The sequence below is a fragment of the Egibacteraceae bacterium genome (assembly GCA_035540635.1).
GTDB lineage: Bacteria > Actinomycetota > Nitriliruptoria > Euzebyales > Egibacteraceae > DATLGH01.
On the sequence record DATLGH010000019.1, the window covers coordinates 19,430 to 31,932 of the forward strand.

The 12,503-nt window shown below is 73.8% G+C and carries 9 protein-coding genes; 1 reads left to right on the forward strand and 8 read right to left on the reverse strand.

The window, feature by feature from the left end; genetic code table 11:
• Window positions 1-21 precede the first annotated feature (21 nt).
• The 8 genes from VM324_03420 to VM324_03455 all read right to left on the reverse strand — a co-directional run bounded on the left by VM324_03420 (window position 22) and on the right by VM324_03455 (window position 10,733).
• Window positions 22-447 carry a GNAT family N-acetyltransferase gene (locus VM324_03420; protein ID HVL98322.1) on the reverse strand — a complete coding sequence of 142 codons (426 nt, stop codon included), beginning with the start codon at window positions 445-447 and terminating at the stop codon, window positions 22-24.
• A gap of 12 nt (window positions 448-459) precedes the next feature.
• Window positions 460-912: a septum formation initiator family protein gene (locus VM324_03425; protein HVL98323.1), complete on the reverse strand. Its 453-nt coding sequence runs from the start codon at window positions 910-912 to the stop codon at window positions 460-462.
• Window positions 909-2,201 carry a phosphopyruvate hydratase gene (gene eno / locus VM324_03430; GenBank protein HVL98324.1) on the reverse strand — a complete coding sequence of 431 codons (1,293 nt, stop codon included), beginning with the start codon at window positions 2,199-2,201 and terminating at the stop codon, window positions 909-911. Before eno ends, VM324_03425 begins: the two co-directional genes overlap by 4 nt.
• A gap of 99 nt (window positions 2,202-2,300) precedes the next feature.
• Window positions 2,301-3,470: a nucleoside triphosphate pyrophosphohydrolase gene (mazG, locus tag VM324_03435; protein HVL98325.1), complete on the reverse strand. Its 1,170-nt coding sequence runs from the start codon at window positions 3,468-3,470 to the stop codon at window positions 2,301-2,303.
• Window positions 3,471-3,478: 8 nt separating this feature from the next.
• Complete coding sequence (locus VM324_03440; protein ID HVL98326.1) at window positions 3,479-4,534, reverse strand: peptidylprolyl isomerase; 1,056 nt, start codon at window positions 4,532-4,534, stop codon at window positions 3,479-3,481.
• A gap of 66 nt (window positions 4,535-4,600) precedes the next feature.
• Window positions 4,601-8,092, reverse strand: a complete 3,492-nt coding sequence (gene mfd / locus VM324_03445) for a transcription-repair coupling factor (protein ID HVL98327.1) — start codon at window positions 8,090-8,092, stop codon at window positions 4,601-4,603.
• 72 nt (window positions 8,093-8,164) lie between these two features.
• Entirely contained in the window at window positions 8,165-8,554 is a 390-nt protein-coding gene (locus VM324_03450; protein HVL98328.1) for a hypothetical protein, read from the reverse strand.
• Between the two features lie 49 nt (window positions 8,555-8,603).
• Window positions 8,604-10,733 carry a molybdopterin oxidoreductase family protein gene (locus tag VM324_03455; GenBank protein ID HVL98329.1) on the reverse strand — a complete coding sequence of 710 codons (2,130 nt, stop codon included), beginning with the start codon at window positions 10,731-10,733 and terminating at the stop codon, window positions 8,604-8,606.
• 187 nt (window positions 10,734-10,920) lie between these two features.
• On the opposite strand from VM324_03455, the gene VM324_03460 reads away from it, so the two are divergent.
• Window positions 10,921-12,420, forward strand: coding sequence for a NarK family nitrate/nitrite MFS transporter (locus tag VM324_03460; GenBank protein ID HVL98330.1), 1,500 nt, complete (start codon window positions 10,921-10,923; stop codon window positions 12,418-12,420).
• Window positions 12,421-12,503 lie beyond the last annotated feature (83 nt).

Below are 12,503 nucleotides of genomic sequence, written 5' to 3' on the forward strand. Positions count from 1 at the left end.
AGAGCACGACCGGCACCACGTTCATCTCAGGCGCATGGGTGTGTGGAGGATGCCGTCGTCGACGTAGTCCGCGCCGTCGCGGGTGAACCCGAAGCCCTCGTACCAGGCGGCGATGCGTGTCTGGGCGGCGAGCACCACCGGGCGCGGCGCCTCGGCGAGTGCCGCCCGCAGCAGCGCCTCGGCCAGGCCGCGCCGGCGGGCCGCGGCGGCCGTGGCGACCCGTCCGATCCGGGTCGACCCGTCCGGCTCGGCGAGCACCCGCAGGCACGCGACGACCCGCCCGTCCTCCTCCGCCCAGTGGTGGCGCGCGCCGGGCTCGAGGTCACGACCGTCGAGGTCGGGGTACGGGCACGCCTGCTCGACGACGAAGACGTCGACCCGCAGGCGCAGCAGTCCGTAGAGGGTGAACGGGTCGAGGTCGGCGAAAGCGGCCGAGTGCAGGGCCATTGCCGAGGCGTGTCAGCGAGGGTTCGCGCGCAGCCGCGCACCGAGCCAGCGGCCGAGCCGCCGGTACCACGGGCCCTCGTCGGGCGCTGCCCGGCCCTCGGCGTCGGGGTGGACGCGGTCGAGGTCGGTCTCCGGGGTGACGACGACGAAAGGCACCTCGCCGGGCCGCACGAGACCGAAGTCGGTCCGTGCCATGAGCTCGATCTCCTCGAGGTCGTGGAGACGCTCCCTGCGCTGCTCGAGCCGGTCGACCTCCTCCCGGAGGATGTCCCGCTTCTTGACGAGAGCGTCGACCCGGTCGGCGGCGGCGGTGTAGCTCTGCAGCGGGCCGAGCGCCATCGCGGCGAGCAGCGCGACGACGGCGACGAGCGCATAGCCGTACATCCGGTTGCCCGCCGTCGCCCGCCGCAGCCGGTGGGACCGTCCCGGGCGACGACGCTTCCGCCGGGCACGGGCAGCGGTCATGTGAGCCCCCGGCGGGCGGACCGCTTGAAGGCCCGCCGCCCGGCGTAGCGCGCGGTGTCGCCGAGCTGCTCCTCGATGCGGAGCAGCTGGTTGTACTTCGCGACCCGGTCGCTGCGCGCCGGCGCCCCCGTCTTGATCTGCCCGGCGTTCGTGGCGACGGCGAGGTCGGCGATCGTCGTGTCCTCGGTCTCGCCCGAGCGGTGGCTGACCATGCAGGTCCACCCGGCGCGGTGCGCGAGCTCCATGGTCTGCAGCGTCTCGGTGAGGGTGCCGATCTGGTTCACCTTGACGAGGACGCTGTTCGCCGAGCGGTCGTCGATCCCGCGCCTGACCCGCTCGCTGCTCGTCACGAACAGGTCGTCGCCGACGAGCTGGCAGCGGTCGCCGATCCGCTCGGTGAGGGCCCGCCACCCGTCCCAGTCGTCCTCGTCGAGGCCGTCCTCGATCGACACGATGGGGTACTGCTCGACGAGGCGGGCGAAGAGCTCGATCATGTGCTCGGCGGACAGGCTTCGGCCCTCGCCGCGCAGCTCGTAGCGGCCGTCCTTGTAGAACTCGCTCGACGCGGTGTCGAGGGCGAGGGCGGCGTCCTCGCCCGGCTCGTACCCGGCACGCTCGATGGCTTCGAGGATGAGGTCGAGCGCGGCGGTGTTCGACTCGAGGCTCGGCGCGAAGCCGCCCTCGTCGCCGAGGCCGGTCACGAGTCCGCGCTCGCGCAGCACCCGCTTGAGCACGTGGTAGATCTCCGTGCCCATCCGCAGCGCCTCGGAGAAGGACGGCGCGCCGAGAGGAGCGACCATGAACTCCTGGAAGTCGACGTTCGAGTCGGCGTGCGACCCGCCGTTCACGATGTTCATGAGCGGCACGGGCAGGACGTGGGCGTTCGGGCCACCGAGGTAGGCGTAGAGGGGCAGCCCGTGGGAGGCGGCCGCGGCCTTCGCCGTCGCGAGGCTGACGGCGAGCAGCGCGTTCGCGCCGAGGCGGGCCTTGTCGTCGGTGCCGTCGAGCGCGAGGAGGACCTGGTCGACCGCGCGCTGGTCGCTCGCGTCGCGTCCGATCAGCGCGGGTGCGATGTGCTCGCGGACATGGGCCACCGCCCGCAGCACGCCCCGGCCCTCGTAGCGGGTGCCGCCGTCGCGCAGCTCGACCGCCTCGAACTGGCCGGTCGACGCCCCGCTCGGGACGGACGCGCGGCCGTAGGCCCCGTCGACGAGCCGCACGTCGACCTCCACGGTGGGGTTCCCGCGGGAGTCGAGCAGCTCCCGTGCGTGCAGACTCTCGATCTCCACCTGGTGGTTCACACTCCCCGAATCGGGCCTGGGCAACTTTACGCTCCGCAACACTACAGGTACAACACCTGCCACAGCGCCGGCAGGGTCCGCGCGTCGTCAGCCCTCCGACGCCTCTGCGGCCTTGGCCGCCTCCCAGAGCGCCAGCCAGTCCGCCCGCGTCAGCTCCGACAAGGGTCGTCCCGCACGGGCGACCGCAGCCTCGAAACGGGCCCGGAACCGCCGGGCGGCGCCGCGCAGCGCGGCCTCGGGGTCGATGTCGAGGCGGCGCGCAAGGCCGACGACGCTGAGGAGCAGGTCGCCGAGCTCCTCCACGCGCAACCCGGGCCGCTCGGCGGCGAGGAGCTCGTCGAGCTCGGCCCGCACCCGGTCCGCGGCGTCCGCGTCGTGTTCCCAGTCGAAGCCGAGCCGAGCGGCGCGGGACTGCAGCTTCGTCGCGTAGCCGAGGGCGGGCTGTGCCGCGACGACGCCGTCGAACACGCCCTCCCGCTCGGGCTTCTCCGCCGCCTTCAGCTCCTCCCAGCTGGCCATGACGGAACGCGCGGTCCCCTCCCCGGCGCCACGTGCGTCACCGAACACGTGGGGGTGGCGGCGCACGAGCTTGGCGGCGATTCCGCCCGCGACGTCGTCGATCGTGAAGCGCCGGTCGGGGTCGTCGGCCTGCTCCGCGAGCTGGGCGTGGAAGACCACCTGGAGGAGCACGTCGCCGAGCTCCTCGCGCAGGGCCGCCACGTCGCCGGCAGCGACGGCCTCGGCGAGCTCGTACACCTCCTCGACGGCGTAGCGGAGGAGGCTGTCGTGGGTCTGCTCGCGATCCCAGGGGCATCCGTCAGGGGCGAGCAGACGCTCCTGGACGCGCACGAGGTCGAGGAGGCGGGCGCCCTTGGGCACCAGCATGAAGTACACCATCTCGACCTCGACCCCGCGGCGGGCGGCCTCCATGCCCAGGGCGCGGGTGAACGGCTCGCTGTCGTCGGGGCCGAACAGGTAGGTGACCTCGCCGTGCGCCTCGGCGACCTCCACGACGCGCTCGGCCTGCCGCTTGCGGGCGGGGCTCATGCCCGACAGCAGGTCGGTGCGCCCCAGCGCGGCGGAGCCCTCGGGAGGGACCGTCTCGTAGCGCAGGTCAGCCAGGGCGAGGTGCGCGACGAACGGGTGGTCCTCGGAGCCGACGACGACGAGGTCGCTCGACATCAGCGCCGACCAGCCGTGCATCGGCAGCAGTCCCGGCAGCTGGTCGCACGTGTCGACGAGGACGAGCCGGGCCATGCCGGCGCCTACGACTCCGCTGCGTCGGGTTCCGGCGGGCTGCGCGGCGAGGTCGGCGACCCGCCGTCCTCCGCCTCCTCCCCCTCCTCCTCGCCGAGGGCGTCAGCGGGCACGACGCGCCCCGCTTCGGCGTCCCACTCGCCGAAGCGGGGGTTCACCGTCACCTCCGCCTGCGCGCTACGCTCGTCGAGCCACTCCTGGAGCAGCTGCCCCCGCTCGCCCTCGAGCAGCTGGGCGACGATCTCCTCCTCGACGTCCTCGAGCGGCGGGCCGGGGTCGATCTCGGTGACCTCGATGACGTGGAAGCCGAACTGCGTCTGGACGGGGCCGACGATCTGGCCCTCCTCCGCGGAGAAGACGGCGTCGGCGAACTCGGGGACCATGTCGCCGCGCCCGAACTGGCCGAGGTCCCCGGCGTTCTGCGCGGCGCTCGGGTCGGTGGACAGCTCTTGCGCGAGCGCCCCGAAGTCCTCGCCGGCCTCGAGGCGGGCGAGCACCTGCTGCGCCTGCTCCTCGGTCTCCACGAGGATGTGGCGCGCCGAGGCGGTGCCGTAGCTGCGCTCGTACTCCTCGGCCACCTGCTCGTCGTCGACGTCGACATCGGCCGTCAGGGCCTCCGCGACGAGGTCCTGCATGGCGAGGTCGCGCAGCTGGCTGTCGACCGTCTCCTCGGTGAGGTTGTTCGTCTCGATGATCTCGGCGAAGGCGTCCTCGCCGCCGACCTCCTCGATGATCCCCTCGCGCTTGGCCTCGACGTCCTCGTCGGTGAGCTCCACGCCGAGGTCCGCGGCCCCCTGGTGCAGCAGGCGTGAGCGGATGAGGCCTGTGAGGATCTCCGCCTGCACCTGCTGCTCGAACGCTCCAGAGTCGTCGCCGGCGAGCTGCTCGGCGAACTGGGGGTTCTCGCTGACGGCGTCGTAGCGGTCGCGCACCTCCGCGATGGCGATCTCCTCGCCGTTGACCGTCGCGGCGACGTCCGGGCCGGCGGCGCCCTCCGGCCCGCAGGCGGCGACGAGCGCGGCGAGGGCGACGAGCGCAAACAGACGCAGGCGGCAAGAACTCACGATGTCAGTAGTACGCACTGGGAGAGGACCGTCCATGTCGAAAGGGGGGAGCCGAGCCAGTGTACGTCAGCGCCGCGGGGGCGACATGACGGCTTTGAGCTGTCGGGCGACGGCCCCGACGAGGTCGCCCGACCGGGCGAGGGGCAGCTCGAGCGCGCCCGCCGTGGCGTTGTAGACCGCGCCTCGGTGCTCGCGAGCCAGGCGCACCTCCTGCCAGTCAGCGAGCTGCACCGGCGAGATCCGCACCGTGCGCCGGGGCGTCGTCGTGACGTCGGTGATGCCCCAGCGTCGGACCGCGGCGCGCAGCGCCGCCACCGCGAGCAGCCGCTCGGCGGGTGGCGGCAGCGGCCCGTAGCGGTCGGTGAGCTCGGCGCGCACAGCCTTCACCCCCGCGGCGTCGCGCACGGATGCGATCTTGCGGTAGGCGTCGAGGCGCAGCGACTCGTCGGCGATGTAGTCGCGGGGCAGGTGCGCGTCGACGGGCAGGTCGATGGCGACCTCGGGCTCCGGCTCGACCGGCTTGCCCCCCTGGCGCAGCTCGGTGACGGCCTCCTTCATGAGCCGGGCGTACTCCTCGAACCCGACGGCCGCGACGTGACCGGACTGATCGGCGCCGACGACGCTGCCCGCCCCGCGGATCTCGAGGTCGCGCAGCGCGATCGAGAGGCCTGCGCCCAGTCCCGTGACGGTAGAGATCGTCTCGAGGCGCCGGTGCGCCTCCTCGGTCATCGCCCGGTGCTCGGGGAAGAAGAAGTAGGCGTAGCCGCGGTCGCCGGCACGACCGATGCGCCCACGAAGCTGGTGCAGCTGCGCGAGCCCGAGCAGGTCGGCGCGCTCGACCACGAGGGTGTTCGCGTTCGCCACGTCAAGACCCGACTCGATGATCGTCGTACAGACGAGCACGTCGAACTCGCGCTGCCAGAAGCGCACCATGACCCGCTCGAGGGTGGACTCCTCCATCTGCCCGTTAGCGACCTCGACGCGGGCGCCCGGGACGAGCTCGCGGACGCGCTGGGCGGCGGCGTCGATCGTGGCCACCTGGTTGTGGACCCAGAAGACCTGGCCTTCCCGCAGCAGCTCCCGGCGCACCGCGAGCGCGGCCAGCGACTCGTCCCACTCGCCCACCTGGGTCACGACGGGCTGGCGCTCCTCGGGGGGCGTGTCGATCGTGGAGAGGTCACGGATGCCCGTGACGGCCATCTCCATGGTGCGCGGGATGGGGGTCGCGGTCATCGTGAGCACGTCCACGCTCGTGCGCAGGGCCTTGAGCTTCTCCTTGTGGCCGACGCCGAAGCGCTGCTCCTCGTCGACGATGACGAGGCCGAGGTTCTTGAAAGCGACGTCGGCGCCGAGCAGGCGGTGTGTGCCGATCACGAGGTCGACCGTTCCGGCGGCGAGGCCGTCGAGCACCGCCTTCTGCTCCCGCGCGGTCTGGAAGCGCGACAGAACGGTGACGTTGACGGGGAAGCCGGCGAAGCGCTCCGTGAACGTCTCACCGTGCTGCTGCGCGAGCAGCGTCGTCGGCACGAGCACCGCCACCTGCCTGCCGTCGAACACCGCTTTGGCCGCCGCCCGCACGGCGATCTCCGTCTTGCCGAAGCCGACGTCGCCGCAGATCAGGCGGTCCATCGGCAGCGGCGCCTCCATGTCCTGCTTGACCTCGTCGATGGCAGCGAGCTGATCGGGTGTCTCCTCGTGGGGGAACGCCTGCTCGAGCTCGGTCTGCCAGCCCGTGTCGAGGCTGAACGCGTGGCCCTCGGCGTGCATGCGCGCCGAGTAGAGGCGGATGAGCTCCGCGGCCATCTCGGTCACGGCTTTCTTGACCTTGCCGCGGGCGCGCTGCCAGTCTCCGCCGCCGAGCCGCATGACCCGGGGCTGCTCGCCGCCGACGTACTTCGTGATCGCGTCGACCTGGTCGGTCGGGACGAACAGCCGATCGCCGTCGGCGTAGGACAGCACGACGTAGTCGCGGGTCACCGACCCGGCGGTCCCTCCCCCGACGAGGGTGGTCGGGCCACGTAGCTCACGCGTCACCATGCCGACGTAGCGGCCGACGCCGTGGGTGCTGTGGACGACGTAGTCACCCTCGGCGAGGTCGAGCACGGCCTCCCCCGCCGCCCGCCTGCTCGGCAGCCGACGGCCGGCGCGGGCGTGGCGGGGGCCGAAGAGATCCCACTCGCCGAGGACCGCGACGCCGAGGTCGGCGGCGAGGAACCCCTCCCGCAGAGGCGACTCGACGATGGCGACCCTGCCGCCGCCGGGGCGGGGAGCGGCCGGCTCGACCGGCGCGGCGACACCCTCCTCGCGGAGCACCTCCGCCAGGCGCAGCGCCGGGCCGTGGCCGGCGGTGGTGAGCACGACGGTCAGCCCGTCGGCGGACAGGCGACGGGCCTGGGTCGCGGCTGCGGCGATGTCTCCGCGAAACGTGTCCCACCCGCGCCCGGCGACATCGGCCTGCCCACCGAACGCGGAGAGCTCCCACAGCGGGCCCCGCACCCGGGCGCGCACGGTGTCCCACGCGGCGAAGCCCACCGCGTCGTCGGTGCCTGGCAGCACGCCGCCCTCCCCGTCGGCGGTGCCCCAGCCGGCGAGGAGCAGGGCCGCGGCCTGCTCCCGCAGCTCCGCCGCCCGGTCCGCGAGCCGGCGCGGGTCCACCACGGCCACACCGGCCTCGGGAGGCAGGAAGTCGGGCAGGTAGGCGGGCGCCGGGTGGATGGCCGTGACGAGGGACTCCATGCCCTCGAACGCCACCCCGTCGGCGAGCAGGCCGAGCGGCTCGGCGAGGGTGGGCAGGCGCTGCGCGAGCAGCCGGGCGGTGCCGGCCGTCTCCGCGTCGAGCACGAGCTCGCGGGCGGCGTCGACGGCGACCTCGTCGAGCGGCGCGAGGCTGCGCTGGTCGGCGGCGGAGAACGCGCGGATCGAGTCGATGTCGTCGCCCCAGAACTCCACCCGCACCGGGTGGTCGGCCGCTGACGGGAACACGTCGACGATGCCCCCGCGGACCGCGAACTCACCACGGCGCTCGACGAGCGGTGTGCGGACGTAGCCGAGGGCCGCGAGGGACTCGACGAGCCCGTCGAGACCGCCGGCGAAGCCCGGTCGCAGGCGGATCGGCTCCCGCTCCGCCAGGCGGGGGTCCATCGGCTGGAGTAGCGCCCGGACGGGCGCGACGACCGCACGGAGGTCCGCCGCCTGCTCGCCGTCGGCGAGGCTGCTCGACGGCTCGGGTTTGCGGAGGCGGTCGAGGACGCGCAGCCGCTGGCCGACGGTGGCGGCCTGGGGGGACAGACGCTCGTGCGGCAGCGTCTCCCAGGCGGGGAAGTGGGCGACGGCGCCCTCGCCGAGGAAGGCGGCGAGGTCGTCGCAGACCGCCTCGGCGTCGCGCTCGTTCGGCACGACGACGAGGAGCGGGCCGGTCCGCTCGGCGAGCAGCGCGAGCGTGTAGGCGCGCAGCGCCGGCCCGACGCGCAGCTCACCGGGGTGCTCGAGGAGCTCGGTGAGCTGGGTCCGTCCGGGTGCGAGGAGGGCAGCGAGCGGCGCCGCAGGGGATCCGGCCATGGTCGAGAGCCATGGTGACGTGGCCGGTCCCGTGAGGCAAGCTCCCGCGGTGGGCGCCGGCAGCCGATCTCTTTAGCGACCCGATCCGGCGAGGACGCGCGCGACGAGCAGGGAGCTCACGGCGACGAGGGCGAACCCGCCCGCGGCCAGCCACCACCAGACGACGCTCTCCTGGCTCACGGCGAGCCAGGACCAGAGGGCCGTGACCACGACCGAGCCGGCGAGGCCGAGGAGCATCGCCGCGATCAGCGGCGCGCTCAGCGCCGGCCGTGCCGGCAGGGTGACGACGACCGGCTCACGGCGGGCGTGAGGCTGCGGGCGACCCGCGGCGATGGTGGTCGTCGCGGCCTGGTGGGGCGCGGTTCTCGGGCGCGTGCGCTCGACGTGGCGCCTCGCGTCGTCGGCGTAGGCGTGAAGGAGATCGTCGGGGATGAAGCTCGGGAGCTCGGCGGGCAGGGACATGGCTGCCTCCTCGGCTGGGCTGGCGGACGGGCGCCAGCGGCGATTGCGGTCAGGCGGGATTCGGTGCCACCGCGTCCTCGGACGGGTCGCAGACGCGATCCGTGTCCGGCGCGGCCGGCGTCAGGCCGGCCGGGTCCAGCGCCACCGGCGTGTGCTTCATGCCGGCGATGCGGCTCGTCGGGTCGAGGGCGTCGCTCGTGAGGTCGTTGATCCCGGGCCAGTGGTAGCCCACGAACAGCGTGTCGCGCCGCAGGTGGGGGTTGGGGGCCCAGGACAGCTCCACGGCGCCCTGGCGGGACGCGACGCGCGCGTGTGCGCCCTCGACGAGCCCGACGGCGGCGGCCGTCTGCGGATGCACCTCGAGCACCGGCCCCGGCGTCTTGCGGACGAGGTCGGGGATGCGCCGCGTCTGGTTGCCCGACAGGTAGTGGTCGCGCACCCGCCCGGTGGCGAGCACGAGCGGGTAGGCGCCGCCGGCCGGCACGGTGGGCCCGGTGGGCTCGATGGGCGTGAACCGCGCTCGCCCGTCGGGGTGGGCGAACCGGTCGAGGTGCAGCCGGGGCGTTCCCTCCGGCCGGTGGCGCGGGGCGGGCCAGAAGATGCCGCCGCGGTCCCGCAGCGCCTCCCAGTCCAGGCCGGAGTAGTCGGCGGGGCCTCCCTCGCTCACCCGGCACAGCTCCGCGAACACCTCCCGGCCGGTGTGGAAGTCGAAGTGGTGCCGCACGCCGAACCGGTGCGCCAGCCCGCGGAGCACGTCGAGGTCGCCGCGCACCGCCTGGGGGGGCACCGCCTGGTCCACCCGCACGACGCGCCCGTCGGTGGTCGTGATCGTCCCCTCGTCCTCGGCGAACGTCGAACCGGGCAGCACGACGGTGGCGTGGCGGCAGGTCTCGGAGAAGAACGGGTCGACGACGACGAGGTGCTCGAGCGCGTCGAGCGCGGCCCGCACCGCCCCCGAACGCGGTCCCGACACCGCAGGGTTGGTGGACAGCACGAGCGCCCCGGCAACCTCACCGCGCCGCGCGGCGGCGAGGATCTCGACGTAGGTCAGGCCCCGTCCGGGCAGCTCGCCGGGGTGCACGCCCCACCGCGCCGCGACGACCGCCCGGTCGGCGGGGTCGTCGATCGTGCGGTAGCCCGGCAGCTGGTCGCAGCGCTGCCCGTGCTCACGGGCGCCCTGGCCGTTGCGCTGCCCGGTGAGGGTGACGATCCCCGAGCCCCGCCGCCCCGCGTGACCCGCCGCCAGCGCGAGGTTGATCCAGGCGAGGACGTTCGCCGTCCCGGTGACCTGCTGCTCGCAGCCGCGCGCGTGCAGGAGCAGCGCCCGCTCACTGCGGCCGAGCAGGCGCGCGAGCGCGCTGATGCCGGCTGCGGGCACGCCGGTGACGGCGGCGGTGCGCGCGAGCGTCCACGGCTCGGCGGCCCGCCGGGCCTCGCCGTAGCCGACGGTGCGGTCGGCGACGAACGCGTCGTCGACGAGGCCTAGGACGTCGAGCTCGCGCAGCAGCCCCGTGGCGAGCGCGGCGTCGGTTCCCGGACGCAGCGCGAGATGGAGGTCACCGTCGCGCACGAGCGTGCCACCGCGCGGGTCGACGACGGCCACGCGTGCGCCCCGCCGCCGCGCCCGCTGCAGGTGCGGCATGAACAGCGGGTAGGCGTCGGGCAGGTTCGCACCGATCACGACGACCGCGTCGGCGTCGGCGACGTCGGTCAGGGGGGTCATCGCCCGGTCGAGGCCGAACGCGCGCACCGCCGCCGCGCCCGCCGAGGACATGCAGAGCCGTCCGTTGGGGTCGACGTGCGGCGTGCGCAGGGCCAGGCGCGCGAACTTGCCGACGAGGTAGGCCTTCTCGTTCGTGAGCGAGGCGCCGGTGAGCACGGCGTTCGCCGCGTCGCCCCGGCGCTCGCGAATCCGCAGGAAGCCGGTCGCGGCCACGTCGAGCGCCTCGTCCCAGCCGACCTCGACGAAGCGGTCCCCCCGGCGCACGCGCGGCAGCCGCAGCCGTTCGGGGTGGTGGACCTGCTGCCAGGCCGTGACGCCTTTCGCGCACAGGCCCCCGGACGAGAACGGTGACTGCCGCCACTTCGCGTAGCCGGTGACCGTCTGTCCGCGCGTCACGAGCTTCAGCCCGCAGTTGAGCGAGCAATAGGGGCAGTGGGTCGTGGTCTCCTTCTCCATCGCCGGGCACGGTAGGCAGAGGGCGTTTCGCGCGGGTTGGTCGAACGTGTCGGCGCGGTGAACGCTGCGTCGCGCGGGGACCCGACCGGGTTTTCGTCGTGCCGTCATCTCGGCGTAGCGGTGCGCGAACACGCAGGGCGCACGGTGGCGGCACCATCCCCGAACCGTGCGCCCCCCGGAGGTCACGATGCGCCGCACCGATGCTGTCGGACGGCTGACGTCCCTGTGGTCGTTCTCCGGTCGCTTCCGGATCCTGCACCTCACGTGGTTCGCGTTCTTCCTGTCGTTCGTCGTCTGGTTCAACTTCGCGCCGTTCGCGTCGACGATCGGCCGCCAGCTCGGCTTGGACCGCACCCAGCTGGCGACGCTTGCGCTCTGCAACGTCGCGCTGACCGTGCCGGCCCGCATCCTCATCGGCATGGCCCTCGACCGCTGGGGCCCCCGGCGGGTGTACGCCGCCATCCTCGTCTACGCCTTCGTGCCCTGCACGCTGTTCGCCCTCGCCACGACGTTCCCCACGATGGTCGCCAGCCGTCTTGCTCTCTCGGTCGTCGGCGCCGGTTTCGTCGTCGGCATCCGCATGGTGGCCGAGTGGTTCCCGCCCCGCGAGGTCGGCATGGCCGAGGGCGTCTACGGGGGGTGGGGCAACTTCGGCTCGGCGGCTGCGGCCTTCACGCTGCCGACCGTGGCGGCGGTGGTGGGCGGCGCCGACGGCTGGCGGTGGGCGATCGGGCTCACCGGGGTGATGGCCCTCGGCTACGGGCTGTTCTACCTGCGTGCGGTGCGGGACACCCCCGACGGGGACGCGTACCTCGCGCCGCGCCGGCAGGGGGCGCTCGAGGTGACGAGCCGGGCCGGCGTCGTGGGCCTCATAGCGCTGCAGGTGCCCCTGGTCGGCGTCCTCGCGCTGCTCGCCTGGCGGCTGCGCCTCGTCGGTTTCCTGTCACCGGCCGCGATGTGGGCGGCCGTCGGCCTGCTCGTCGTCGTCCTGGCCGTCCAGGTGCGGGGCATCCTCCGGGTGAACCGGCCCGCGCGGGCGGGCGCCTATGGGACCGACGACGCCTACCCGTTCCGGTCCGTGGCCATCCTCAGCCTCGCCTACGCGGTCACGTTCGGCTCCGAGCTCGCCGTCGTGTCGATGCTGCCGACCTTCTTCGGGGAGACCTTCGGTCTCGGCGTCGTCGCCGCCGGGGCGATGGCGAGCGCGTTCGCGTTCGTGAACCTCGTCGCCCGACCGGTCGGCGGGCTGTCGAGCGACCTGCTCGGCAGCCGGCGACGCACGCTGCTCACGCTGCTCGTGTGCCTCGCCGCGGGCTACGGTCTCGTCGCCGTGATCGGTCCGTCGTGGCCGGTCGCTCTGGCGGTGCTCGCCGTGATGGCCTGCTCGTTCTTCGTGCAGGCCGGCGAGGGGGCCACGTACGCGATCGTGCCGCTGGTCAAGCGGCGGGTGAGCGGCCAGATCGCCGGCATCGTCGGTGCCTATGGCAACGTCGGGGCCCTGCTCTACCTCACGCTGCTCATCTTCGCCGGGCCGACGGTCTTCTTCGCGGTCATCGGGGCGTCCGCGCTCGTCGCAGCACTCGCCTGCCGGTGGCTGCCGGAGCCCGAGGGCAGCTTCGATTCGGCGCACGTGCGCGACGCCGCCGAGGTGCGACCCATCGTTCACGCGGCGGAAACGCCCGCGTAGCGCATCCCTCATCGGCGCTCGCCACCCTGGGTTCCAACCGGCAAATGGGCCGTCACAGCCGTCGGAGGCCCGTCACACGAGAG